Genomic DNA, 23,491 nt, shown 5'->3' with positions numbered 1-23,491 from the left:
TATTTATCAGGTGAGCCGTAAAACCCCGTCCTTCAGGGCGGGGAGGATGTCAATAACGGAAAAACTAAGATAACCACAGGCAAAGGTTAAATATCTTCTGCAACAATACCCGCGCTGATAATCGCGCCACCTATTTCACGCTCTCCGTACAGCAGCGCTACCGGGTTGCCCATAGCAAGGGTATTCACCGATCCTCCAAACGCATAACTAGGCTTATTGTCAGGGTCATCGCGCCCCTGTAATCCTTTTGGCTGCGGGGATAACATCTGGTAGATGCCGCCAGCCATCATTGACGCGCCAGACATGATAAGTCCGGCCCCAAATGTCAAACCTGCGCCCGTCCAGCCGGTCATAACTCCAGTGATAACACCAGCAACAACCATCACGGCACCCAGAATGGTCTGGAACAAGCCAGCCTTCTTCGCCCCCTCCATAATCGGCGCGATACGAATATCGCTGTCACCTCCCAGCTCTTTGAAATCCTGGACACCAATGTTGCGTTTTCCACGGAATACGGCGAAAGTCATGCCGTTTTTTTTGGCATTCAGGAGGTAATCTTCCAGACCATCAAAGTTGATGCAAAGGGCTTTTACCGCTTCAGCTGATGTCTGAACCGCCAGCTTGTGAACTCGTCCGAAACGAGCACCCAACGCGCCATAAAGACGAATTGTAGTTAACCGCGCCATGGCTTAATCTCCTCAGCTAAATCCTTGTGACGAACGCATATCATTGTCCTATCTTTAAAATATCCGCGAGCATAGGGCGTAATGCAGGACGGATGCCCGTACAAATGGTGCAGAAGTTCACCTTCTTCGGTGATGATTCCTGCATGGTTCCACTTATCAGATTGAACCTGCATGATGACCATGCAACCTGGTGCCGGGTCACATTCAATGAACCCTTCTTTTCCCCAGTTATCGAAATAGAGGTTGTCCGGGTACTGGCTTTCCCACCACGGATAATCGACACGAAAATCGTTCAGCGTGACGCCCTGAATGGCGTGCCAGTCCATAATCAGCCCCCAGCAGTCATTCGAGCCCAGGATAAACGGACGCCCAATAAGCGGCACCGCCTCCGGCATTATCTCGGCGTATTCATCGCTGTCAGGTGAGTAAATACCCCAGATCACGCCGGAGTTGTTGCACTGCTGGCGGTCCAGATCGGACGGAATAGGCCGGGCACCGTCGCCCGGGTGGGAGTGGATGACGCGAATAATCGTCCCGATATCTTCGGCGTTAGCCCAGTGCTCGCCGTCGATGCGAAAATGCTCTGTCGGATTTTCATGCGAATTCGGCACGGGAATGTAGCGCTGGCGGCGGCCTGACTGAATAACGAAGCCACAGCACTCGCGCGGGGACTCCTCCAGCGCATGCGCCCGGATAGCTGCCATTATGGTTTTATTCATTGGTACGTCCGGTTATCGGGTGAAGAGAACGGTTGCCGGGAAGCCACCAAAATCGAGGATTGCCGCGTCAGGGTCTGCCAGGCCAGCGCCAAATCGTTTACGGCAGTCACTGAGGCAACCGCCACACACATCAAGGGCAGGATCTGATACCTGATTCCCTTTAGCGTCGAAATACGCAGTGCCGTTATAGGTGCATCCATCGCCGCTGCGATACTGACCGCGCAGCGCCCATTCACAAAGCGATGTGATTTGTCGGGTGGGGATCACAAGGCTCTGCAAATCGGCTGGGCTGCTGAGTGCCCAGGTAACCACCTCATCATCTTCGGAGGTTTTGGTGTCAAGCCAGAAGGTCTGAAGTGTGAACATTGATGAATCAGCTGTAGGGTTTACGCCACCAGGGTAATTTACGGCATCGAGATAGACCGCATAGGTATCGATAATGCTCACCCTGGCGTTAACCATGTCCTTAAATTGCAGGCACAGCGCAGTGATATGGCCGTCAAGGTTTGAGACGCCGAGAGTGGGCTCCGCCGCCTGGTCTGTTGATAGCTCCAGGCCTGAAACCTGAAACGGCCAAAAATCGTAGATATTGCCACCGAAGACGATTGGCTTGGGTCCAAGCTTTTCTTCATCTCCATTGGCAGCATCAATTTCTTCCGGCGTATGGGGGAAAGGTGCGTAGTGGAATCGGTGGATCCCGCCACTGAACTCTGAGGCGTCAACTTCAACCAAGCGGACCCTGCCACCCGGAGCCAGCATCGCCGCCTGATCGACTAATGCCATTATGCGTACACTCCGTAAGCCCGTTTGATGGTGAACGTCAACTCAGCATATTTGCTGCTGATCTGCGTTTTACGAACCGAATCGGCTACGACGCGATAAAGCCCCTTCTCTTCGCCTGGCGGCGTAATGATGAAAGCCTTCACGGTATGAGCAAGGAGAAAATCACGAATCCTGTCCACTTCCGATTCTGCGCCTGTGTGCTTCATAGGGATCTGAATAGCCGTGGAGTTAATACCGTTATCGGCCACCTGCTCATAGCCATCACCGAACTGCGCTGCGCGTACCGCCTGGCTATATTCAATCGCGCCAGCACCGAGCTGCGAGCGCCAGCTGTATGTTTCAACTGCCATATTTGCTCCATAAAAAAACCCGCCGAAGCGGGCCGTCTGCTTTTACTAATCAAGGGGGCGAAATGTAACGATCAGATGAACTCAGCAATAGCCTTCAGCTTTGATTTTGCCTTCGCAACCAACTGCTCCTCAACCTGGGAAATGGTTAATTTCTCATCATAAGGAATTGTTGCGTAAACGGTCATGTGGGTGCTGAGATCCTCAATGCTGACATCCACTGCTGCTGTAATCACCTTCTTGCCATCATCTTCAAAAACTTCAATACTGCGGGTCTTAAAATTAAAGCTATCTTTCATGTTAATTACCTTTGGTAAGCATTGTAGATCTGACCACCATTTTTTAGGGCCCTGCGAATCCCCTCACTGACCTCATACTTAATTCGGTCCCCCAGGGCTTTATCAACAGCGGCGGCATTGGATGATGCTGAGGTCTGCGATGTCGAGTTTCCTTTGTTATCAATGTATATGTCCACATTAATCTGCGGAGTATTGCCCGCCCCGGCATTACTATTTAACCCATACATCGGCGCTTTGCCAACAAACCCGCCGTCAGCGTATCCTTGCGCCCCCCGCATCATGGCGTAGAGATTGCCTACACCGATTGCCTGCGTCGCCTCTTTAGTGAAAACGAACTCACCACCGTGTACAACGCCTTTTGGCTCGTATTTCCCGCCGTCTCCGGTATAACCGCCACTCCATTTCTGCTGAACTGGACCAACAAAACTGGCACTTCCTTCACCACCACCTTGAGGATTGAATGAGGCATTAATCCAACCCATTGCCTTTTGAACAACAAACGCCACCATCAGCTGGTTGATGATGTTAATTATCATCTTCAGGATAGAAATAGAGAATTGCTTAAAGCTCGCCGTCCCTGTCGTTACTAAGTCGGTCATCATGTTAGAAATACCGCTTAGAGTGGATTGGGCGACGCTTGATATCGCTGCATAAGTGTTAGTGGCACTGTCCAGATATTCATTCCATCCGTGTTTTGCCCCCATTAACCAATCACCGCGAAGCTCATCCTCCAACTTATAGCGTTCCTCCAACTTAGAGAGCGCTAAATCCCTGTCTTCTGGCGAGGCCTTCATCATCTGTGTTTGTTCCCGCTCCCGATTGCGTTGAGCTTCTCGGTTACTAAGTCCGGCGCTATTCTGCATGGCGGCCATGGAGGCTTCTTGCTGCTGAATGAATTTGAGCGCGGTTTCATGCCCTTTTGCTATGTCCTGCACATTTTTCAATCGGCGGGATTCACTAGCTTCAAGCTCCAATGATTTTTGAATTTCATCAGCTCTAGCCAAAACGCTCTTCTGGTCGGCGGTAAGCGTTCGTTTTTCCTTCAGATCAGTAATTTGTTGAGAAAATTCAGCCAGCCGTTTCTCCTGCTCAGTAAGCTGGTTCGTGGCGCTGAACTGTTCTCGTAAAGAAGCTAGGCGTTTTTGCGACTCAAGAAGCAGTTTTGTAGCTGCGTCGTCAGAGTAGGATTTTGAGCCGCTGGACGCTCCTTTTCGTTTTTCTCTCTCCTGCTCTTCTTTATAGCGTTTATTTTCAGCTTCAATGGCTTTATCTATAATTACTGAATCGGCATAAGCATATTTATTTTTTATTTCATTAATTTTTCTCTGGTGTTTTTCTTCAGCGTTTTCAAATGTCTTTCGTAACGCATCGTTTTGAGCTATTCGTCTTTTCTGTCTTTCATCTTCGTCACGCTCAGCTTTTTCCCTTGCTGCGCTAATGCTTTCTAAAAAATCCTGTTCCTTTAATTTTTTTAAATCATTTCTTAAATCCTCGGCTGTTAGCCCAGTATCATAAGAATAAACTCCTTCCTTTGCCGGATTTAATTGGAAGTCAATAAGCGTTCTTTCAATATCAGCGATCTTGTCTTTTGTCGTTCGTTCACGGCCAATTCCAAGCATTTTATCCCATGCTGATGTCGCCGCATCGCCAACAAAATTCCATGCCTTTTCTAACCATCCGAGGTTTTCCGCTATTTCACTGGTGCGCTTATTCATTTCCGATGCATAAGCATTCATGGCAATCTTGGCGGCTTCTGATGCTCTCCCTTGATTTTCCAGAGCAAGGATATTATCCAACTGAGTAGCGGTCAGGAAATGTAAGGATTTATCAAGCTCCTGCACGGCTTTCGCCGGCTCATCACTCAAACGTTGAAATTGCTTTACTGTCTCATCAATAGATTGCCCTATGGCACGCTCCATTCGCGCCGCAACCCCAGCAACCACACCAATATCACCACCATAAAACGCCCCTGACCCAATTACCTTAGCCAATGATTCGGCCATTTTTGATTGAGTTATTCCACTGCCAGATAAGACTCTAGCCATTTCCTGAAGCTGTCCAGTGGTTTGCCCTGCGTAATGCCCGGTCAAAATTAGCTGCTTGTTATATTCCTGAGATTCTTTGGAGCCCTCCAAATACGCTTTAGAGACAGCAAAAATCCCTCCCGCAATTCCAGCGAATACTCCACCAATAGCCAGACCTCTAAGTGAAGTTAATTGTTCTAGCAACCCAGAACGACCTGCAAGCGTAATTGATGAGCTTCTTAAACCTGAAATATCTCCGCGAGCCAACTGTGCGGCCAACATTCCAAGCTCTCGACGCATAGAAATAGAGTTTGTTTTTAACCGATTTAAAGCCCCATTTGATTCTGATAGTTTTTTAATATAAATCTCAGCAGATGAACTAACCCCAAGTTGGGCAGCTTTATAGCGAAGTAACTCATCCTTAGATAAGCGCTGGGCTGCAACCTGTTCTTTTAAGCGACTTAAAAAGTTTACTCTAACTTGGCCTAATACAGTTTCAGCCTTCTCTACTTGAGATAGCTTAGTTCGCGTCTCGGCTAATAGAGTGGCATAATTCCCTTCATCTAATGCCCCTTTACGTCTAGATTGCCCTATTTCTGCCTGAATAGCGTTTAACCTAGCGGTTGCACCCTCAACACTTTTTATTGCATCTATTTGCTTAAATAGGGATTCTGCCAACTTATCCTGCTTTGCTCCTAGCGAAGCTGAGGCAATTTCAGAAGCACGCAACCTCTCAGCAAACTCTCGCATCTTTCGATGAGTTTCATTGACGGATTCCGTGAGTTCATCTGTTTTAGATGACGCTGTTTTATTTGAGTCACCAAAAGAATCCGCTGCTTTAGCTGATTTTTCTGCTGATTGCTGAAATTTATCAAGCTCAGAACTTGCCCTCTGAATATCAGCAACATCAGCGCGTAGAACTATACTTGAAACTTCTGTCATGGGTTTCTCCGGGCATAAAAAAACCACCCGGAGGTGGTTTGTTGGGAGTTGGTGTAAGTCTATATGGTGCGTACCATCAACACGAAATCACAATGAGTCACTTAATTCATTGATGGTTTTATTCTTTAGTTCACTCATTATTTTATCTAGCTCATGTGTTTTATACCTGATAAATATATTTCCACGGTCAACGTCAGATGAGTTAATTAAAATTAGAGCTTGCCCATTATTACCATCAAAGAATGCCGTCATGCTACCACAACCATCAATTCTCAGGCAGGAATAAAAACTAATGCGCTCATTATTTATATACTCTAATAAGGAAGGAGTCCCATATTTTTTTGATAGTGCCTCTTTGATAACATCATACCGACTTTTTACTTTTGTACCTTTATCATCATTATTAAATGATTGCAGCATTTCTACGCTAACAAGTCCAAATTTATCATCAACTGAAACAGAATAACCATCCATACCATCAATGATTTTTTCTGGATTTCTTAAATAGTAGGAAGAAAGCCTATCCCCTTTCCTCTCTAGTAAACTTAGCTCTTCAGCATGCTTTTCTACTTCATCCTTCGTCATCCCCCATTTTAACCCAAGCGGAGCTTCAATCGTTGGCTTCCCGTAGGTTGGTAAAGATGCACATAGACTCAATATGATAGCAAACACAATCTTTTTCATTCTCACCTCAATATATTCTTAATCATCATCTCAATTCACCTAACGCAGCACTCCGGACTTATTCTTGACATTTTGTGGTTTATATTTGGCTGGATCGGAGGTCTTAGGCGTTATGAGGTCACGGCTAAAAAACATAATAAAATTATTGAGAAGTGTATTTACTTTGCAGCATTTCAAGCCGTCTTTGATCATCTTCATCAAAGATTTCAGAGTTGAACAGCGCCTTACCATCCGGGCCATCAAGGCGCACCACCTCTACTGTGAACACCGCATCCTCAGGAGCTTTAACTGCCCCCCAAGAGGAAAATCTGTTTGGTAAAAGAGGCCAATCAGCCTTCTCTCTAGGCTCTAATCCCCCTGGAACCTGATAATTGAAAGATTCTACAAGCCATGGTATTGAGCGGCCAGGTGAGGCAATGGTTCCCTTGAAATAGGCTCTTGATATAGGGCTGCCTGTCTTGTTTTCTACACTTAGTTCAATGACTGGCCACGAACCACCAATTTCTTGTTTTTCAAAATAGAAACGCGATTTGTTAACAACAAAATTACGTAACGATTCTTTCGCCTTTTGTGATTCTGCTTTCTTTTGTTGTAGTTCGGTAATTTCTTCAAGCGCTTGCTGACGCTCTCTCTGCGTCCTCTCAGCTAAGATAATCTTGGCTTTATCGATGATTTCTTCACCGGTTTTACCATTTAAAACAGACTTTGCTTTTTCAGCCTGTTGCGCTGCGATCGCATCACTGTTTCCAGAGAATGCGCCGGACATCAGAGCTTTCATGTCGACACTATTCATCATTATAATAGAAGTGGCTTCAGTAAACTCCTGTCTTTTATTTTCAGGAAGAGACTCTTTTACTTTCTGAAGCGATTTTTTCATCGCTTCATCAGTAGATGTATCAACCTTTGGTTCATCGCAGCCTGTAAGCATTAGCGCCAGTATGCTAATTGCAATAATCTTCTTCACACTCACCCCCCATTGTTATGATGTCCCATCATACCAACAAGAGGCTCTGCGATCACCTGTCAGAGTTGACAAAAAAACCCTCCGGAGAGGGTTTTGATGGTTGCCATTACTTATTTACTTTATTAAGCGCAGATTCGTAATCTTCCCGACCCTCAAATAATTCAGAGACAGCAAGGACTTTACCTATCTGCTGCTTTAGAGCCTTTACACCTACTTCTGCTAGGAATTGGTGAATTTTATCCCCCCGCTTCCCGTTTTCTTCCTTATTTCTTCGCGCCAAATCCAAAATCTTCCCTTGGCTACGAGCTAATGGGATATAGATTTGTTCATTCGTTAATTTACTGAAAAGGAACGGACGTCCACGTTCAGGTTTGTTAAGTTGATAAATTCTATACCATGCCTCGTAAAGCTCGTCAGGAAATTCTTTCTCATATTGCCTAGCCTCTTCTCTGACAAACGCCTTGAAGGAATCTATTACCTGTTGCACTTCTGGCCTAAATCCGGCAACGGCATATGCGACATTAGTGATACCAACTTTGGCTGCGGAATTAACTAAACGTTGAGCTTGTATCGCTGCCTTTAGACGCGATTCAGGTAGGTCACCATTATCTTTTGCTTCTGTTAATGCTTTACATATATCAATAACAACCGAAATATCGTACCCATGGCCGCCTGTGAAAGAGCCTAAAACTGCGCCATCGTTCTCCCATTGAAAAATATAGGGTTTTCCCATTTTTTCAATTAAAATTGCGCTAACGTAGTTGGACATATATTGTGCGTTTAATACGCGATCAATATCTTTAACGCGCTCGCCAAGGCCGATTAATTTAGCCAAGCCAGTCTTTGTTACCACCGCTGTTTTACTGTCATTATCAAGAATGTAGCACTCAGCATCAATGCCAAACTCATTCATGAAGTTGCCTTTATGGGTGGCTTTCAGTGGCCTGTCTTTCCATCTTGCTGCCGCGCCTTTCTTAGCGATAGCCGAGCGTTGTTCCTTAGTCAAAGATTGCGCCCTAGCCACACCACCTTTTGCCTTACCGGTTACTCCTTTCTTCTCTTCCGTCATTTGCAAGCACCATGTTGTGAAATGTGCTTGCATTATAAACACTGTATAAATAAACAAGCAAGCACAAATCAAATATTATTATGCTTGCTTTTATTGACAGATCGCCCCACTCTCTGTAATGTAGTCGTCACGAGGTGTCGAAACCTCTTAAACGCGGCCATAACCAACCCCGTTAGCGTTGGATTTTTTATGCCTGTCATTTAGTGGACGTATGCGCGGCCACACCCCGATCAATGTCGGGAGGGCGACGAATACAACACCCAGTAATGGGGAATAAGTCCACGGTCTCGTTTAGCCGTTTCGAACCTCCCGGCACCACTCCGATAGTGGTAATTCGAAAAAATTAAACGAGGTCATCATGGCTAAGCATTCTGTAGTTCCATTCACCTTCGAATCTCACAGCATCAGAGCGATTAATTATAATGGCGCTCCTTGGTTCGTGGCTCAAGATGTTTGTTCTGCTCTTAGTATACAGAACGTCACGCAAGCAATTGAAAGACTGGATGAAGATGAAAGGTCTATGTTTAACATAGGGCTTGACCAACGGCCTATGTTTGACAACCGAGTAAAGGAAATAAGCATCATTTCCGAGTCGGGTATGTATACTCTCGTCCTTCGGTGTCGTGATGCCGTGAAGAAAGGCTCAATACCCCATCGTTTTCGTAAATGGGTCACAGCCGAAGTTCTGCCATCAATTAGGAAAACCGGAGCTTATGCCACGCCAAAACCACGCCAATCAACGGCCACTCAACTAACACCGTTGCGTCAAACGGCAGAGCGCCTTATTACTACCGGCTTAGGCAAGATTTACCCTGACATCTGGCGATTGGTCCATGAGCGCTTCGAGATAGATACCATCCAGCAGCTCTCGCCACCTCAGATTGCAGAGGCAGTGGAATACTTAAACGCGCTTGAGGGTGAATATCTCGGCAAAGAAACACTACCAGCGCCCAAAGAAGGCGTTACGCTCGACGACCACCAGCTAAATGATGTTTACCTGCTGACAAAGAAAATCGTTCGCGCATACAAGATTTTCAGGGAGTACCAAATTGCAGAGCACCTATCTGGCTTGGGTTCACCTGCGGGAATGCTCATCTATGAACATCTGGCATCGGGAGTTCTTGCTGCCAATCGCCTAGCAAGCCTTGAGGATGAATTCGACACCGCCCATCGTCGCCTCGGCTTAAATCAGTACTCGGCATTTTAACTAACCGCGCGGCTCTGTAACTGGAGCCGCAATCCCTACCATTTCAGTATCATTTTTGCGACCTACACTTTTTGTGTAGGTTTCGCTAATAAATATCTCGAGCCTTCAGCATTGTTTCAATGTCTCGAACAACATGCAGTTGCAATCAAGTTTGACTCATACAGTTAACGATGAGAAAGTGAATCCTCTGTGGCTTACCTGAAATAAATAACACGGGGCGCATGATGGATATAAAAGAAAAATATGACCGGGCATTGCAGCTAGAAATCCTGAACGCACTGGTTAACGCGGCCCCACGCCACCTTACGGATGAGCAGGAGCAGGAATTAATCGGTAAATTTCAGAGTTACGACCACTTTGTTGCATGCATGCTCTATCTTCAAATGCATGGGCTGGTATCGAAGCCGTTTGCCGTAAGCCAGACCAGCGAAGGAATAGAGTACATTTTTAACAGCCATACATGCGCCATCACGCATGATGGAATTGACTTCTTACTTAACGATGGCGGCCTGAGTGCAATACTGAGAGTGCAAACCATCCGTCTGCACAATGATACTATTGTTGCGATAGAAAACCTTATTGCGCTTTCCAGTCTTCCGGAATCAGAGAAGGCGAGTGTCGTTTCAAAACTTCGAGAGCTTCCGGCAGACGCCATAAAACATTTGACCCTACAACTACTGACTCAGGGGGTGATGAATCTGCCGAACGCAATTCGGTTAATTCAAACAGCCCTCCATTCTGGCTGAATTCGTCAGACTCGCGGATGAGCTGAAACCTCCCCCATCCAAGAGTTTTACTTAAAAGAACCCAAAAGTCCTCCCGTGTATCAGCGTGAATGAAAAAACTATTTTTGTGCATTACCGCAGTGAAGATTTTCATCATTACCTCATCGCCGGACGATAATTATTTCAATGCCTTCAGTAACTCAGCTATCGCCGTTAACATCATTGGCGTGATGTAGTACACCGACAGCGCGATAAAAGAATAGATTATCTTTTTTAATGGTTTGCTTTTTTCTAGGAGGCGTAAAGCTTTCACAATCCAATCTCCTGTATTGACATCCTCCCGGCCTTGAAGGGCGAGGGGATGTCAAACGGTTATTCATGATCATGCAGCTGCATATAGAAGTTTCATCTGTCCCTTTACCGGAAAAGCCGACATGCAACGGGCTTCAAAATCCTTCTGGTCAATACTACAACTGGCAATGTTAGTGACGGCAACAAGCTGATGCTCAACCTTTTCCAGCGCATCTGGCTTGAGGTGCTGGTGAATTTTTTCTCCACTGTCACCTGCTGCCCGTTTGGCGACCTGATAGACGTAATCAGGAAGTGCTACACCATATACCCATCGAGATGTAATCTGTCCGAACAACGCCGGACAGCCACCAACATGACCAAAATATGGAAGCCCGGACATTTTTGACAGGGCTAGGTAGAACGGCTCTTTGAATCGTTTTTCCCACGATGTAGGCTGCTGACAAACCATTAGGCCGACAATCTGCTCTTCTGTGAGCTGAAAGTTTTTGCTCAGGAGTAGATTTTTTATGTGACGGTCACAGGCGCGGGCGAATTTTGCAGATAACCAACGGGCGAACTCAACTGCTAATTCTGGGTGAAGCCAAGTGCCACCATAGCGTCCTTTCTCGACACGAACTAAAGGTGGGATTTTCCCACCTTTAAAATTACCCCCCTCCACACCAAGCTCTTGACATAGTTCCGCCATGTATTCTCTTGTGGATGGGAGGCGTAACCACTCAGTGACTTTCCTTCCGTGATGCTTTGCTGCCACGGTAGCATTAAACCAGCAGTCAGAAGCAAAAGGGAATGAACGGTCATCGTAATTCATAGGGATAATATTAGACATCGTATTTACCTTTCAGTAGTGCGAGCCTGTTCGCGTAGATATGGGCAGCCGAGAGCGGAACGATGTAATCCACCGCCCTACCTCAGACTCACACTACGGAAAGCTCTCTTTGGGATGTGCACACGCGAATGCGCGGAAATAAAAAGCCCCATCGGGTGACGGGGCTGTTACTGTTGGTTTTTGTGGATAGTCCGAAGCGCTGCATCTTCCATAATCCGAATGTCTTCCAGAGCGCTTGCCTTATCGGTTATTTTGTGAACCCTCATAAGCCAGGGAAGGACGTTATAGTCCAACCCAGTAACTCCCCCCACCCCCGTTCGCCATTGAGTGAACATGTCACGAAACAGTAGAAATGACGCCCATACATCGGGTAAGACATCAATCTCTATCTCTTCAAGATCATCTGGGGTCATGCAGAACGCAGCAAGCTCTTCTGCTGAGGGTTCAGGCGTAAAACACGCCTCGGCAAGCGCTGTTAGTTTTTTTCGCGGATTGAATACAGCTCTTTCGTGTATGCAGATACGATAGAATCAAAGGCTCGCGGATAGTTATCCAACAGCAGAGAAAGCGTTTCGCGATTGAATTCGGCGTCAATATTCCAGCTTTCAATTACCTGCTCCAAATAATCAACAGCAGCTTCGTTGCTATAGTCGCCCTTTTCTACGGCATTTTCCGCATCGCCTTTCAGTTTTTTCTCCAGCTCAGCAAGCTGTTTTCGCGTTTTATGGCGAACGGTCAGCTTAACAAGCCCTCCGTCATCACCTGGTCGCGGGATAGTGACTTCCAACTTAAAGGTTGGGTTTGGATTAAGACTAAATTTTAATGACATGAGTTATTACCTTATAAGTCCTCTTCCGAGGCAAAATTGTATTAGCTGCCCTGATTGATTTTTTCGTCTTTGTAGAACGTAACTGCCGGTGACTGAACGTTAATAACGACGTTAACAGTTTCCACTTGGTTGATTGACGTGGTAACTGTATCGCTGAACGAAACAGTTCCAGACCAATAGCGAGTTTCTTTGGCTTTCGGTACATACATGTAAACCGCTAACGTGTCGTTGTTGTAGTCATATTCACGAAGCAAATCGTAAATTGGCAATCCTGAGTCGTGCGCAATGGTGTAAGTCTGAGAACGGGCTGATTTGAAGGTGTTCAAGTTACGTTGCGTATCATCACTGAGGAATTGTATCTGTACAGTGTTTTGTTCCCCCCCAGAAGAAGAAACCTCCGTAATTTGAGGTAACTCAACCCAACTAGTTACCTTTTTAAGGCTGCCACCACCGCCGCCGACTGGATAGCGCTTCTCATTTGTAGTATCAACATTCTCCAGCGTGACCGAAGAGCCCGACGCAGAAAGAACTCGCGCGACTACGTTGTCGATGCCAGACCATAACGACGCGATTTGTACAATATCACCCGCTGAAAAAGCGCCCTCATCGCTGATAGTAACCACTGCATTTTGCGCGTTTGTAATATCAGTAAAAGACACCAGGTCCTCATATTCAGACGCAAGATATACACCTGAGCCATTAGGTAATGCAAAAGCCATAAATAAATCTCCAGATATTAATAAAAAACCGCCGATTAGGCGGTTTGGTTAAAGATTTTGGTCATTACAGGCCGTCATCGACCCGATAGTTCATGCTGATAGGGATTTTGTAGGTAGTTCCTGAAATAAGCGCTGGATACTGACTCGGTACAGAATTGATATAAACGCCGCTAGAAAGCTCCATATTGAATGGAAAGGCAGCTACCACATTATCAGCTACCTTAATCACGCCAGCCTTTCCTGACGCCACAGGGGCGCAGACATCAACCTGAAACACTCCCCGCCATATTCGCATCTGCCCGCCAAGGTCATTACTGACGGTCATAGACGGTAGAACATGAGACTGGAGATAGATATTGTCGTCAGGAGTAAATTCAATGTTATCCCATGCAATACGCAACCCAAGTTCATCAGCAACAGCGGACAACTTCGACTCCAGCACCTGAGTGATTGTGGTTTGGTTCATCGGTTTTTAATCTCCCTTGCCGCCTTGTCGAGATAGGTTTGAAACTCAGGAACCACAACACGAAGCATTCCGGCGGGGGCCTGCTTTGACCACCCTTCCATTTCAAGTCGGTAGGAGTAAGGTAACGTGTTGGCAAGGAAAATAAAGTTCGCACCTTGGCTGATCTCATCCACCTGCGCTTTCAGCCTGGCTTTAATTTCTGGCGGCCTAGGGTATGGGCCTATTTCCGGAGAGTAAGTATCAGGAACTACATCCTGACCAATTTCCCAGTTTGATCGGAACCTGCCAGTATCTACGGGTGACATATCGACAACACGATTCGAGACATCAATCATCGCTTTTTTGGTAACATCCAGCATATCTCGCTTTGTTGCTTCAACGAACGCCTTAACATCCAGAGTAAATTCCCCATTCTCACCCATTCACCCTCCTTAGCTGCGCTTTATAACAAAGCACCAGCGATGCAGGCTTTATCGGATTAGGCTGCATAACACGCCATTTCACACTGTCAATATCGACCACATCACCGACTTTGATTTCAGGCTCGGCCTTAAACGTCACTCGAATGTCGCCAGTAAGGATGACCGTTCCGTCAATTTCGTGTGGTGAATATTCAGCTTTTACGCCGACCGCGACAAATGTTGACTTGCCGCCGGGGATTTCGATGCCATTAACCATTTGCGGTGGAGTAGTGCGCGTCACGCTGTACTCTGCTCCGTTTTCAGTCACCAGCCGCGTGGCGGTCTTCTGCATTCGCAGGTAATTAATTGCCATCAGCCACGTCTCACATCGAAGTTAAACGCCGAAGAGCCACCATATAGCCCGCGAAGTAGGCCATTCAGCCAAGGAAACGTAACAGTACCGTCATTGCTTGAGCCGTCGTACTGTACAGTAACCGCACCTTCCACCCGCTCAAGCGTCACGGCTCCACCTGATTTAGTGGGGTTTAAGTCGGTTTCCTGCGCTTCAACTGCGAGTCGGCACTGTGCTTGCTTAACCCGTAACGGAATGGTATTTACATCAATGGCGCTTCCTTCAATATAAATACCCATGCGCGGCCATGAAAGCGGTTGTTCCGGGTCAGTTCTTCGACCTTTCCATGTAAGTGACTCCAGATAATCCATTGCCTGTATCAGCAGGCGCTCCAGTTCCGCATTGTCATTAGAGATTTCGTAGCCTCTGGCTGCCGTAAATTCCTTAAGATCGTCAATGCTGACATAGCTGTTGAAATCTGGTGATGCCGGGTTTGTTTTAATCATGATGCCCTCATTACCGGGAAGATTGCCAGCCGCCACGCCCGGCGGCGTTCTGTTCTCGGTTCATTATCAGGATGTTGTTCAACAGGGTCACCGTCAGCGTGATCCACCAGCGAGTAACACGGATAGATGACCCTGCCGCCGTACGCATCACCAACGGCATAATCAGCAGCTTTCAAAGCATCCCAGTTATCAAGAATACGACTGATACTATGTTGGGGTGGGCTGTAACAAACACCGTGAATAAGGCGCTCAAACTCAATGTAATCCCCTTTATGCTTGTCTGCGTCTATCAGTTTTGTCGCTATCTGCCGCTGATACTGAGGTGGACGTCCGGTGCCTAGGTAAAAACTAATAAAATCGTCAGGGAAGCGGTTCACCCAGTACCGGAACATTTCATCTGAACCATGAACCGGTAACGCGTCATCTTCCATGATAATCACGCGACAATGCTGTTGTGCGGCCCACTCCAGCGCACGGCGATGTGCGGCATTAGCCCCGTCATTTGCTTCATCAATAAGCAGATGCGCATCGAAAATCCCTGCCAGCGTTTCAGCCTGTCGTCTTCGGCTATGATGACCAAGCACCACGAACTTCACTTGTGTTTCCAAAAGGCGTACTCCTTACCGACACCATCAGACTTGAACACTGTGTGGATGCGCGGGCCCGTTACTATCCGATCACCGAATGACTTCGCCACGATACCGAAAGCCCCCATATCAACTGCTGTTGTCGGTGCCGTTTCCATTTTCCAGAAGCGATGACTCTCAATGCGGAAATGCAGCCGGATGATGCGGTGAGCGAACTCCATTACATCCTCGAGCAGACCACCCAGCAATCCGGCATTAAGCAGGGTATCACCTTGATGTTCATGAAGAAATTCAGAATAAACGCGACCGTGATGATGCTTTAACATCCAGTCATCAGCGTAGGTTTTTGGCTCAGAACCAACGTAGATTTTACCTGGCTCCATTTCATCCCACGGCGGGGAGAGCATTTCAACATCAGTGCCATCGGTACACCAGACGAAACGGTACTCAGGATGTCCGCGCAGCCAGCGGTAAATGTGCAGCCAGCGCAGGAGGTAGACGCTCATATCCGCTGCCGGAACCGTCACCAGTTGCGCTCCGGATGGTGCAACAGTGAGTTCGTCTGCCAGCACAACAGCGTCGGCACCTTTGATGGATACCGCCCATTTCTCCAGCAGGGCAGCGTCAGGCGTCATCCTCGCGCCACGCTGAGGGTCAGGCTGGCTAGTCAGCAGCGTTGTGATCACAACGTCACGCTGCTTCCTGTATTCCACATACGCGGTATAGTCACTGTCACGGCGGGCGTTATAAATACCCACATTGCGTTTAACCTGCACCTCACGGTCAGGACGTGAAACCGAGCGGACCACATCATCATGTTCATCCAGAGAATGAATCAGCTTTTCCGATCCGGTAACGTCAGCAAATGCCCATGTCGTCAGTCCGGCGTTGTGGATACGTAACGCCAGGTCCGGATGTTCATACATGCCGCGCCCGTAAATCCAGTCGAACCCGCCAACACGCTCGATAGCACTGCGATGGTAATACAGCATCACACCGCGTTGCCCTGTGTATGCCACGTGCTTATCATCGCGATAAAGCACAGCCAAATCATTAAGCTTGCGTGGCCCGGCAAGGTCAAGAAACTGATAAGCTAGATGTGGCTCTGGTGACTCGATATAAGGCAGGTGCCAGCCATCGGTAATCGGCCATGCATCATCGTCCCACAGGAAAAGATGCTCGCACCCTGCATCCATCAGCACTTCGATACTTCTATTCTTTGCCGCAACAATACCCAGCGATTTTTCGTGGCGGATCAGCGTAACACCGTCAGGTACCACCACCGGTTTAGTTGACCCATCATCAATGACAACCACCAGCGCGCCGGGCGGTAAAAACTGCTGATGCTGCGCCAGCGCTAGCTTGAGGACGTCAGCGCGATTGTGGGTGGTAATGCACACGCCAATGCGACTTGAGTCACTGCTAGGGACGTAGTTTATTCCATCGATTACCACTTTCACTGACGACACTGCGCCCTCCTTTTCCTTGCGGATTAAAGAAAGGGGCATTACGCCCCTTGTCGATTAAGAGCCAGACGCCGGAGACAGCACGGCAGCAAACGGCACCTGCTTACGGTCGAAGACGCGATCCCAGTTAGCAGCATTAGCCATTTCGGTGTAGGACGGCGTTTTGTTCTGGTCGTCTTCACCTTTCCAGCTAAACCCGGCAGGCTGGATAATGTAGGTCTTACGCTCCCACAGAATCTCAGCACCACCACCGTTACCGCCGTCTGGTTTGCGCTGAAGCTCCACCGGAACTTTCGGAGCACCAACGCCGTAGCCGAACGCGCCGGAGCCGAAGAACAGCGACATAAAGCCACCGTCAGCGGTTTTCAGACTGTCGTCCATGAAAATCGGCTTGCCAAGATAGGTGGCAAGAATGATTTGCCCGGTTGAATCGCGCAGGTACTCAATCAGGTTCTTCTTCACCATGCGGTTCATGATGGAGGAATGAACACCAATCGCGGAGAACTGATCTGCGGCGTCACCAGCGGTGAATGCGGCGTCTTGAAAGGATTCCGCCAGAGAAGCACCTTCGGTGATCACCATGTCACCATCATCGTTGGCGATATTGGAGGCGATGATGCCACGAGCCGCGCCAATCAGATAGCGCTGCCACTGACGGGTCCAGTAGGTGCCGAAGCGGTTACGGATCTGCGTCATCGGGTCGCTGTTCGCCAGTTCTGACGCGAGGTCAGCTACGCCATAGCCTTTGTTCAGGTACAGAGTGCGGGCACGCATGCTACCCTGAGTGGCTTTGCCAACCTTGCCAATCTGATCCGGGTTATCGGTGGAGGCGTTTGGCGCTTCGTCAGCGTCCAGATCCTGCCAGTAGCTGATGGTCGCAGTACCCTGACCGTTACTCGCCACAGCATCAAGAGCAGAAAGGCGGGTTATGATACCGGACTCGTATACAGCGGTCTTTTCCGGGCTGTTGACCGGTGCGATAGACTGATAATACTCACCGATAAAAATATCGGAAATTTGTGTTGCGATGGTTGCCATGCGGCGTTACCTCTTATTGGTTCTGAGTTGCCTGAAGTGCTTTAAATGCTTCAGGGTCTTCTTTGAATAGCTGAATTCGCTCAGCTTCGGTGTAGTCATTCCATTTTTTGCCTTCGCCGCGAGCGATGGTCAGGCCGCCTTTACCGCCGGTGCCGGATGCCTTACTGCCAATAACAACAGGAGCGAACAACTTGTTGTTTTTGAATTCTTTCTCCAAGTCTTCTAGCGTGGCTGCTGATGGGTTGCCACTAGCATCAATGACACGGGTTTTACCATCTTCAACAATAAGCCGACCTTTGATGTGCGGTAAAAGAATTTCAGCACTATCGCCAGCTAGTTTCGTAGCAATACTTTGAGCCACGTTATCTACCAGCAGAGTATTCAGCAGCTTATCTTTCTCCTGAACCTGCCCCAGAAGTTCTTGCTCTCTGGTTGATAGCTTTTCTTGCCAACTTTTTTCCAGAGCTTCAATGTCGCCCTTTTTACGAGCCTGCTCTTCAGCTGCCTTTTTTGCTTCTTCTTCAGCCTGACGGCGTTTTTCCTGCTCTGACTTCTTCTCGCCCAGCAGTTCATTTACTTTTTTCTCAAGCCCTGACACATCAGGAAGCCCGTCAATCGCTAACTGGTAACCGTCGCCACCCTCGACATACATTGGCTTCTGGCTATCATCAAGGGCGTCAAACTCGTCTTTGGTAATTTTAAACTTAAACATTTTTGACCTCTGGTCGTTGTTGGAATCGCTGATTCCGTGCAATAAAAAACCCCGGCGATGTGCCAGGGCTGTGATTGTTTGCCGGGACTATGTCGCTGACTATAATCCGGCCTCTTCGAACGCCTTCGCGTCCAGTTTTTTGAGTTGCTCAATAGTGAGGAACTTGCCTTTGTCTGTATAAAACGACTCCGGAGCCATGCCACCATCGCGCATTAACTTCGCCCGCGTCGGGCCAAGTATTTCATCCTGACGCGCGGCCGACTGATTTTTCAGCCATTCAAGGTACGTCGTGTCCGCCGGAACCTGCCCGTCCATTGACGCACGGGTACCGGGTGGCATTTCGTCGATGTCGATCCCCATCTCACGCCACGATTTGGTAATGAGTGTCTCTGTTGACCTGCAACACCAGTGCAACCTCCCGGGTCCAGCGCCATACGGTATTCTGTGGCCTACCGGTTTGCCATCCATCGTGTAACGTTTGCCGTCGCGGATAACGCACTGCTCAGTTGTGCGCGTATCGAGCGTGCTGAGCCACTTCTTGCCTTTGATGTAATCGCTGTTTTGTGCTGCAAATTCATCTCGGGCAACGGCGGCGGTGTGCGATACGGCTGTTCTGACGACAGCTGAAGCGTTTCTTCTGCTGGCTTCCAGCGCACCGTCCTTGTAACCTCTCGCTTTCGTACCACGAACATTACGCACAATCTGCTCATTAGTGTCGCCGAGAAGAAAACCGTTGCGCACCGCGTTAGCAATTCGGGTGATTCGGTCGGCTTCGAGGTTATCAGCCCAGTCTTTCAGTAGCCTTCCCTGAAATGGTTCAGCCGTAGCTGCTGCATACACTTGCTGAGACGTAATGGAGAACAGCGGATATTTCTGCCTAACCGCATCAGGGAGCAGAGCGTTAAACAGGCTGTACTGATACCCCGATTCATACTCAGAAAAAGCTAGAAGCTCATCAGTCAGTGAGGAATACCACGTTCCAATGAACTCTCTGTTAAGCTCCCTGACACTATCCAGCATTGAAACTATGCGATCTGTGGTGAAATTACCTCTCGGCAGTTCTTCCAGAGCGATTAACAGACGAGCGCTCAATTCTGCATCCGCATCGTTGAGTACCCTCAGCATCTTCCCAGCGACGTTTAGCTCGTATCGCGTTAGGCATAGTCGATGAGCTATTGCCTCACTCTGTAACGCTTCGTTGATTGTCATCATTGGTTATGCCTGTAAATGTCGGCTCAGCATCTTTCAATTCCTGCTCAATATCCTCAGCTCTTTCATCCTGCGGAACGAGTCCGACACGCTGCTGATACCTGATGAAGTCAATTACGCGCATGTTTCCTGACTGAACGGCCGCCATCAGAGCAGTAATTGCCTGACTGTCCAACTGAGCTATTTCATACTGCTTATTGAGCGTTACTGTATATTCTCCACCACCAGCGAAGAGGATGGCGAAGTCCAGAGCGCGATGAATGGCCTGCTCTACGTTGCCGGCACACAGTGATAATACCGAATTATCTGTTTGAGCCTCATCAGTTGCCTGCGCTGCGGTTCTCGCTGATGTGTTACGCTCAACAAGCTTCGCTCCAAGCATCGCCATCTGTTTTTCCCTGCGTTCTGCTACGGAAAGAATCAGATTTCGGTCTTCTGGCTGGGCGAATTTCAAATCACCACCAACTGGAAGCATGACGCCCTTTCTTGACCCCACTACAAAACCATCTTGAAGATGATCATTAACCCAGTCATTCGTCAGCCCAGTAAGACCAACCATTGGCTGCCCAACTGTGTGAGCGGCTTCAGCAAGGTCAGCCTCACATTGATAATGCTTAATATTGAGATAAGCGATATCGGCCAACGGTGGCGAATCTGGCGTATGGTCATTGTTTGATGAACCAATCCACGCCCACGGTAACTCGGAAAGCGGAATATTACTGGCATCCGTGAATGGAGTTAATTCAGTCCCTGTGATTGAATCTGTACCTTGTTCCCATTTTCGCCAATGCGCCACGCCATTAACCAGCCGCAGTTCTATCCAATACTTCTTCATCGCCAACTCAAAGCCGCGATGGTCGTCTTCTGGCTCTTCGTATTTCACAACAACGAGTGAAGTTTTCCCGTTAGTCACTCGCCAGTTGATAATCTGCTTTGCGGTGAACAGTCTGAGAATGGGGCGGCCTTTTTCGGCTTGAGACTGTATTCCAGAGCCAGTAAAATCAGCTAAAACCCCTGCCCGACCACGTTTAAGATTCTGTGATAGTGCGTCACGAATTAATTGAGACAAAGGTTGCCCTTCACCATCAGCATCACTATTAAGGCCTTCAATGCCGCCTTTAAGCTCAATAACAGGTTGCTTGCTAAAAGCTATCCCGATGAGGCCAGATAATGTCCGCCCGGTTGCGTTAACAAATGCAGCGCGCTTTTTATAAGACTCATAACGGCTCCCTGTTGGATCATCGCTTGCGCTATCATCGCTTGGATGCGGGAGATATTTCTTCCCGGCTTTTTTGATTTTGCGCTCACCATCAACGCAGTCGCCGATCATGTCCCATTCCGGCTGGAATTCTGCCCATGCAGGATGATGATAGTTGATGTTTAAATCTGACATGGTTAAGCCCATTTAAATTTGATTGGTTTTGGAGGTTTGGGCGGGTTGTGAAGCACTTCATAGCGCGTACCATCCCAATCGTGGTCTTCTTGCTGGGTATCCACGTCATCGGGATTCTTGCTGTCGCGAACCAGCACCGGGATGCGGCTAATCCAGCCTCGGCAGTAGTCGAAAACGTAAAATGCTGGCTTTTCGGGAATACCTGATTCCAGTTTTTCCCCTTCAACTGCCGCCTCCAGCATGTCGGCAAACAATGCAGCACCGTTAACGCGAGAGCCGGGCTTTTTGTTAGCCTCAACCCATTTAACGCCCTGTGCTTCCATCTTCTGTGCTATTGAAAGCTCATCATCGCCAGTGTTGTAAATGGCACTATCAGCGGGTCCGGGTATAACTTTTTTGCAAATATCAGGCATGATGTGAAGCTGACCTTGTGTCACTCCGTCGAGTTTAATTTCCTCTGGCTCGTCTGCTTCCTCTCCGGTCAATCGCTTATCAATCCACGCAACACCTTTAGCAACGTTGGTTGATGACATATTTAGACCTTTGTTCAGTTCGTCAGGCGGACAACCGTACCATTCGCCAATCAGAATCAGAGAACCAGCAGGCGGGCAGAATTGACGCCCATCCGGCAGCGTCGCAGCAGTGCCATCGGTACGTGCCCACCACAGGTTAGAGAATGGTTTTGACTCCCCCCAATCGTGGGAGCGGTCAACAGTCCAGCTATCCGGTATTTGAAACGGCTTAATGACGTGCAGCGATTCATTCCACAGGTGGTCAAATCGCCCGCCGCTGGTGACGTCCCATGAACCTTCTACCCACGCTTTTTTCCTGTTAGGGTCTTTGATGGACATCAGCGTTGCTATGTATTGCGGATCGAGGTATGGGTTTTCTTTAAACGAACCATGAATGGCGACGCGGGTCAGCGTTATCTCTTCTTCACGCTCAGTTTGTGGGTTGAATACCATCTGAATATCACGCTGGACGGTTCCGCGTGGCGCTGGCTCGATAAAGCGTTTCTTTACCCATGTATGGCCGATGCCGAATGGGTTTGTTGTGCTGAAAGTCTCCAGCGGGATCGGCTTAAGCAACGTACCATCTTCAAGCGGATAGTCTTCCGGCCTGAACGAAGATCGCCGACAAGAGAACATCATTTCGTAGAATTCGGATGACTGTTGCTTTGTCAGCTCGTTGAAGCCGATGAATGGGAACTCTTGCCCGTGATAATCCCAATAATCACTTTCTTCTTTACCGAAGCGAAAAAGTAACTCTTCGCCAGTCGGCCATATCCACCGCAACTCTGACGCTGAAGCGAGGAAGCGAGCGCCATCGCCGAAGAGCCGATACATGCGCTTTGACTGCGTGATGATGTCGGTAAGGTTCTTATACTCAGTGTCGAATATCACGCCACGCCAGAATGAGCCATAACCCAAACCAACAAGCCGCCGGAAACGAGCTAATTGGGCGGCAGTTTTACCAGGCCCCCGCGTTCCCTCATATAAGATTTCATTGCACGGACAGCTCAACGCCAGTGATTGCGAGCCTGGTAGTGGTTTCCATACTGCTTTGTAATTCATCCACCAAGAACCTCGCTTTGCTGTTGTTGAGCCGCTTTTTCCCACTCATCTACGTTATTACACGACGGTACGGGCATGATGTTGTGCGTTGCAGTGACTTTCTGCTCAACCTGCTCTTTGAATGCCTGAACGCTTACGTGCTTGCCGAGCAATTCGAGGTTCTTCACTTTGTCCGGCCATTTTATTTTCTTTAGTAGCGCCGCCGTGTTTCCCTCACTCGCCATTGCAATGATATCCAACCCAGATAGAGTGGTTCGCCACAACTTAGGCCACTGAGCCACCGGCTTCAGGTCTCCAGATTCAGTAAGAATATCGAGTACGTCCATTTGGTCTATTTCAACCAAGCGACGCAACACATATTCAGCATCAATATCGACGCGATCGTTGCGCTCAGCTTTTAGTTCGGCGATCCTAGATTGTACGTCAGGTTTTGACATGTTTTCTGACGCGGTGCGGTTTGCGGTCTTATCGCTATACCCCGCCCGAATAGCCGCTTGTGTGGCATTTAAATCGATGAGGTACTCGCGACAAAACATTTCTTGTTTGTCAGTGAGCGCCATAGTTAAGTCTCTTTATTTTTTATAGGTGATAGTTATGAGTGATATATATAGAAAGTTAATTGGCATACCTGATGCCCATTCTTTACGGCAGG

The 23,491-nt window shown here is 48.1% G+C and carries 28 protein-coding genes; 3 read left to right on the top strand and 25 right to left on the bottom strand.

Going from position 1 to position 23,491, the window contains the following annotated elements:
• Window positions 1-86: 86 nt before the first annotated feature.
• The 9 genes from G544_RS0100140 to G544_RS0100100 all read right to left on the bottom strand — a co-directional run bounded on the left by G544_RS0100140 (window position 87) and on the right by G544_RS0100100 (window position 8,517).
• Window positions 87-686 carry a tail assembly protein gene (locus tag G544_RS0100140; RefSeq protein ID WP_027272716.1) on the bottom strand — a complete coding sequence of 200 codons (600 nt, stop codon included), beginning with the start codon at window positions 684-686 and terminating at the stop codon, window positions 87-89.
• Entirely contained in the window at window positions 674-1,405 is a 732-nt protein-coding gene (locus G544_RS0100135; protein ID WP_027272715.1) for a C40 family peptidase, read from the bottom strand. The genes G544_RS0100140 and G544_RS0100135 overlap by 13 nt, the downstream gene beginning before the upstream one ends.
• Before the next feature lie 12 nt (window positions 1,406-1,417).
• On the bottom strand, window positions 1,418-2,188 hold the full coding sequence (locus G544_RS0100130) for a phage minor tail protein L (RefSeq protein WP_027272714.1): 771 nt from the start codon (window positions 2,186-2,188) through the stop codon (window positions 1,418-1,420).
• The gene (locus G544_RS0100125; protein ID WP_027272713.1) at window positions 2,188-2,538 is read right to left on the bottom strand and encodes a phage tail protein; all 351 of its coding nucleotides are present in this window, start codon (window positions 2,536-2,538) and stop codon (window positions 2,188-2,190) included. The genes G544_RS0100130 and G544_RS0100125 overlap by 1 nt, the downstream gene beginning before the upstream one ends.
• A 71-nt stretch (window positions 2,539-2,609) precedes the next feature.
• A complete protein-coding gene (locus tag G544_RS0100120) occupies window positions 2,610-2,834 on the bottom strand; it encodes a hypothetical protein (RefSeq protein ID WP_027272712.1) in 225 nt (74 codons plus the stop codon).
• 5 nt (window positions 2,835-2,839) lie between these two features.
• On the bottom strand, window positions 2,840-5,800 hold the full coding sequence (locus G544_RS19590) for a phage tail tape measure protein (protein ID WP_051155504.1): 2,961 nt from the start codon (window positions 5,798-5,800) through the stop codon (window positions 2,840-2,842).
• 87 nt (window positions 5,801-5,887) lie between these two features.
• Window positions 5,888-6,484 (bottom strand): hypothetical protein, encoded by a 597-nt coding sequence (locus tag G544_RS0100110; RefSeq protein ID WP_027272711.1) that lies wholly within the window; start codon window positions 6,482-6,484, stop codon window positions 5,888-5,890.
• 142 nt (window positions 6,485-6,626) lie between these two features.
• A complete protein-coding gene (locus G544_RS0100105; RefSeq protein ID WP_027272710.1) occupies window positions 6,627-7,448 on the bottom strand; it encodes a DUF6694 family lipoprotein in 822 nt (273 codons plus the stop codon).
• Window positions 7,449-7,554: 106 nt separating this feature from the next.
• On the bottom strand, window positions 7,555-8,517 hold the full coding sequence (locus tag G544_RS0100100) for a P63C domain-containing protein (protein WP_027272709.1): 963 nt from the start codon (window positions 8,515-8,517) through the stop codon (window positions 7,555-7,557).
• A 358-nt stretch (window positions 8,518-8,875) separates the two neighbouring features.
• Between G544_RS0100100 and G544_RS21475 the strand changes: the two genes are divergently transcribed.
• From G544_RS21475 to G544_RS22555, 3 genes are all read left to right on the top strand, one after another.
• Window positions 8,876-9,724, top strand: a complete 849-nt coding sequence (locus G544_RS21475; RefSeq protein WP_071783207.1) for a BRO-N domain-containing protein — start codon at window positions 8,876-8,878, stop codon at window positions 9,722-9,724.
• A gap of 224 nt (window positions 9,725-9,948) precedes the next feature.
• Window positions 9,949-10,470, top strand: coding sequence for a hypothetical protein (locus tag G544_RS0100090; RefSeq protein WP_027272708.1), 522 nt, complete (start codon window positions 9,949-9,951; stop codon window positions 10,468-10,470).
• Window positions 10,471-10,559: 89 nt separating this feature from the next.
• Window positions 10,560-10,685 (top strand): hypothetical protein, encoded by a 126-nt coding sequence (locus G544_RS22555; RefSeq protein ID WP_255309150.1) that lies wholly within the window; start codon window positions 10,560-10,562, stop codon window positions 10,683-10,685.
• Between the two features lie 146 nt (window positions 10,686-10,831).
• Here the strand turns inward: G544_RS22555 and G544_RS0100080 are convergent, their stop codons facing one another.
• The 16 genes from G544_RS0100080 to G544_RS0100005 all read right to left on the bottom strand — a co-directional run bounded on the left by G544_RS0100080 (window position 10,832) and on the right by G544_RS0100005 (window position 23,399).
• Window positions 10,832-11,587 carry a KilA-N domain-containing protein gene (locus G544_RS0100080; protein WP_027272707.1) on the bottom strand — a complete coding sequence of 252 codons (756 nt, stop codon included), beginning with the start codon at window positions 11,585-11,587 and terminating at the stop codon, window positions 10,832-10,834.
• A 167-nt stretch (window positions 11,588-11,754) separates the two neighbouring features.
• On the bottom strand, window positions 11,755-12,000 hold the full coding sequence (locus G544_RS0100075; protein WP_051155503.1) for a DUF1799 domain-containing protein: 246 nt from the start codon (window positions 11,998-12,000) through the stop codon (window positions 11,755-11,757).
• A gap of 62 nt (window positions 12,001-12,062) precedes the next feature.
• On the bottom strand, window positions 12,063-12,416 hold the full coding sequence (locus G544_RS0100070) for a phage tail assembly chaperone (protein ID WP_027272705.1): 354 nt from the start codon (window positions 12,414-12,416) through the stop codon (window positions 12,063-12,065).
• 41 nt (window positions 12,417-12,457) lie between these two features.
• Window positions 12,458-13,135 carry a phage tail protein gene (locus G544_RS0100065; protein ID WP_027272704.1) on the bottom strand — a complete coding sequence of 226 codons (678 nt, stop codon included), beginning with the start codon at window positions 13,133-13,135 and terminating at the stop codon, window positions 12,458-12,460.
• Window positions 13,136-13,199: 64 nt separating this feature from the next.
• Entirely contained in the window at window positions 13,200-13,601 is a 402-nt protein-coding gene (locus G544_RS19580) for a phage tail terminator-like protein (RefSeq protein WP_036023012.1), read from the bottom strand.
• Window positions 13,598-14,023 (bottom strand): HK97 gp10 family phage protein, encoded by a 426-nt coding sequence (locus G544_RS0100055; RefSeq protein WP_027272703.1) that lies wholly within the window; start codon window positions 14,021-14,023, stop codon window positions 13,598-13,600. Before G544_RS0100055 ends, G544_RS19580 begins: the two co-directional genes overlap by 4 nt.
• Window positions 14,016-14,375 (bottom strand): hypothetical protein, encoded by a 360-nt coding sequence (locus G544_RS0100050; RefSeq protein WP_027272702.1) that lies wholly within the window; start codon window positions 14,373-14,375, stop codon window positions 14,016-14,018. The genes G544_RS0100055 and G544_RS0100050 overlap by 8 nt, the downstream gene beginning before the upstream one ends.
• Entirely contained in the window at window positions 14,375-14,860 is a 486-nt protein-coding gene (locus tag G544_RS0100045) for a DnaT-like ssDNA-binding protein (RefSeq protein WP_027272701.1), read from the bottom strand. Before G544_RS0100045 ends, G544_RS0100050 begins: the two co-directional genes overlap by 1 nt.
• On the bottom strand, window positions 14,857-15,468 hold the full coding sequence (locus tag G544_RS0100040; RefSeq protein WP_027272700.1) for a hypothetical protein: 612 nt from the start codon (window positions 15,466-15,468) through the stop codon (window positions 14,857-14,859). Before G544_RS0100040 ends, G544_RS0100045 begins: the two co-directional genes overlap by 4 nt.
• The gene (locus G544_RS0100035) at window positions 15,453-16,907 is read right to left on the bottom strand and encodes a glycosyltransferase family 2 protein (protein WP_027272699.1); all 1,455 of its coding nucleotides are present in this window, start codon (window positions 16,905-16,907) and stop codon (window positions 15,453-15,455) included. Before G544_RS0100035 ends, G544_RS0100040 begins: the two co-directional genes overlap by 16 nt.
• 63 nt (window positions 16,908-16,970) lie before the next feature.
• On the bottom strand, window positions 16,971-17,951 hold the full coding sequence (locus G544_RS0100030) for a major capsid protein (protein WP_027272698.1): 981 nt from the start codon (window positions 17,949-17,951) through the stop codon (window positions 16,971-16,973).
• 13 nt (window positions 17,952-17,964) lie between these two features.
• Window positions 17,965-18,663 (bottom strand): hypothetical protein, encoded by a 699-nt coding sequence (locus G544_RS0100025; protein ID WP_027272697.1) that lies wholly within the window; start codon window positions 18,661-18,663, stop codon window positions 17,965-17,967.
• A 99-nt stretch (window positions 18,664-18,762) separates the two neighbouring features.
• The gene (locus tag G544_RS0100020; protein WP_027272696.1) at window positions 18,763-19,875 is read right to left on the bottom strand and encodes a phage minor head protein; all 1,113 of its coding nucleotides are present in this window, start codon (window positions 19,873-19,875) and stop codon (window positions 18,763-18,765) included.
• A complete protein-coding gene (locus tag G544_RS0100015; RefSeq protein ID WP_027272695.1) occupies window positions 19,844-21,265 on the bottom strand; it encodes a DUF4055 domain-containing protein in 1,422 nt (473 codons plus the stop codon). The genes G544_RS0100020 and G544_RS0100015 overlap by 32 nt, the downstream gene beginning before the upstream one ends.
• A 2-nt stretch (window positions 21,266-21,267) precedes the next feature.
• Window positions 21,268-22,839, bottom strand: a complete 1,572-nt coding sequence (locus G544_RS0100010) for a terminase (RefSeq protein ID WP_027272694.1) — start codon at window positions 22,837-22,839, stop codon at window positions 21,268-21,270.
• Entirely contained in the window at window positions 22,836-23,399 is a 564-nt protein-coding gene (locus G544_RS0100005) for a terminase small subunit (RefSeq protein ID WP_027272693.1), read from the bottom strand. Before G544_RS0100005 ends, G544_RS0100010 begins: the two co-directional genes overlap by 4 nt.
• Window positions 23,400-23,491: the final 92 nt, after the last annotated feature.

It is taken from the genome of Leminorella grimontii ATCC 33999 = DSM 5078 (assembly GCF_000439085.1).
GTDB lineage: Bacteria > Pseudomonadota > Gammaproteobacteria > Enterobacterales > Enterobacteriaceae > Leminorella > Leminorella grimontii.
This window is presented reverse-complemented; position numbering and strand designations above follow the sequence as displayed.

What these genes read in the sequence shown, in the direction of transcription:
- G544_RS0100140 (WP_027272716.1), bottom strand. Translation starts at nt 686, where the DNA reads ATGGCGCGGTTAACTACAATTCGTCTTTATGGCGCGTTGGGTGCTCGT.
- G544_RS0100135 (WP_027272715.1), bottom strand. Translation starts at nt 1,405, where the DNA reads ATGAATAAAACCATAATGGCAGCTATCCGGGCGCATGCGCTGGAGGAG.
- G544_RS0100130 (WP_027272714.1), bottom strand. Translation starts at nt 2,188, where the DNA reads ATGGCATTAGTCGATCAGGCGGCGATGCTGGCTCCGGGTGGCAGGGTC.
- G544_RS0100125 (WP_027272713.1), bottom strand. Translation starts at nt 2,538, where the DNA reads ATGGCAGTTGAAACATACAGCTGGCGCTCGCAGCTCGGTGCTGGCGCG.
- G544_RS0100120 (WP_027272712.1), bottom strand. Translation starts at nt 2,834, where the DNA reads ATGAAAGATAGCTTTAATTTTAAGACCCGCAGTATTGAAGTTTTTGAA.
- G544_RS19590 (WP_051155504.1), bottom strand. Translation starts at nt 5,800, where the DNA reads ATGACAGAAGTTTCAAGTATAGTTCTACGCGCTGATGTTGCTGATATT.
- G544_RS0100110 (WP_027272711.1), bottom strand. Translation starts at nt 6,484, where the DNA reads ATGAAAAAGATTGTGTTTGCTATCATATTGAGTCTATGTGCATCTTTA.
- G544_RS0100100 (WP_027272709.1), bottom strand. Translation starts at nt 8,517, where the DNA reads ATGACGGAAGAGAAGAAAGGAGTAACCGGTAAGGCAAAAGGTGGTGTG.
- G544_RS21475 (WP_071783207.1), top strand. Translation starts at nt 8,876, where the DNA reads ATGGCTAAGCATTCTGTAGTTCCATTCACCTTCGAATCTCACAGCATC.
- G544_RS0100090 (WP_027272708.1), top strand. Translation starts at nt 9,949, where the DNA reads ATGGATATAAAAGAAAAATATGACCGGGCATTGCAGCTAGAAATCCTG.
- G544_RS22555 (WP_255309150.1), top strand. Translation starts at nt 10,560, where the DNA reads ATGAAAAAACTATTTTTGTGCATTACCGCAGTGAAGATTTTCATCATT.
- G544_RS0100080 (WP_027272707.1), bottom strand. Translation starts at nt 11,587, where the DNA reads ATGTCTAATATTATCCCTATGAATTACGATGACCGTTCATTCCCTTTT.
- G544_RS0100075 (WP_051155503.1), bottom strand. Translation starts at nt 12,000, where the DNA reads ATGACCCCAGATGATCTTGAAGAGATAGAGATTGATGTCTTACCCGAT.
- G544_RS0100070 (WP_027272705.1), bottom strand. Translation starts at nt 12,416, where the DNA reads ATGTCATTAAAATTTAGTCTTAATCCAAACCCAACCTTTAAGTTGGAA.
- G544_RS0100065 (WP_027272704.1), bottom strand. Translation starts at nt 13,135, where the DNA reads ATGGCTTTTGCATTACCTAATGGCTCAGGTGTATATCTTGCGTCTGAA.
- G544_RS19580 (WP_036023012.1), bottom strand. Translation starts at nt 13,601, where the DNA reads ATGAACCAAACCACAATCACTCAGGTGCTGGAGTCGAAGTTGTCCGCT.
- G544_RS0100055 (WP_027272703.1), bottom strand. Translation starts at nt 14,023, where the DNA reads ATGGGTGAGAATGGGGAATTTACTCTGGATGTTAAGGCGTTCGTTGAA.
- G544_RS0100050 (WP_027272702.1), bottom strand. Translation starts at nt 14,375, where the DNA reads ATGGCAATTAATTACCTGCGAATGCAGAAGACCGCCACGCGGCTGGTG.
- G544_RS0100045 (WP_027272701.1), bottom strand. Translation starts at nt 14,860, where the DNA reads ATGATTAAAACAAACCCGGCATCACCAGATTTCAACAGCTATGTCAGC.
- G544_RS0100030 (WP_027272698.1), bottom strand. Translation starts at nt 17,951, where the DNA reads ATGGCAACCATCGCAACACAAATTTCCGATATTTTTATCGGTGAGTAT.
- G544_RS0100025 (WP_027272697.1), bottom strand. Translation starts at nt 18,663, where the DNA reads ATGTTTAAGTTTAAAATTACCAAAGACGAGTTTGACGCCCTTGATGAT.
- G544_RS0100020 (WP_027272696.1), bottom strand. Translation starts at nt 19,875, where the DNA reads ATGATGACAATCAACGAAGCGTTACAGAGTGAGGCAATAGCTCATCGA.
- G544_RS0100015 (WP_027272695.1), bottom strand. Translation starts at nt 21,265, where the DNA reads ATGTCAGATTTAAACATCAACTATCATCATCCTGCATGGGCAGAATTC.
- G544_RS0100010 (WP_027272694.1), bottom strand. Translation starts at nt 22,839, where the DNA reads ATGAATTACAAAGCAGTATGGAAACCACTACCAGGCTCGCAATCACTG.
- G544_RS0100005 (WP_027272693.1), bottom strand. Translation starts at nt 23,399, where the DNA reads ATGGCGCTCACTGACAAACAAGAAATGTTTTGTCGCGAGTACCTCATC.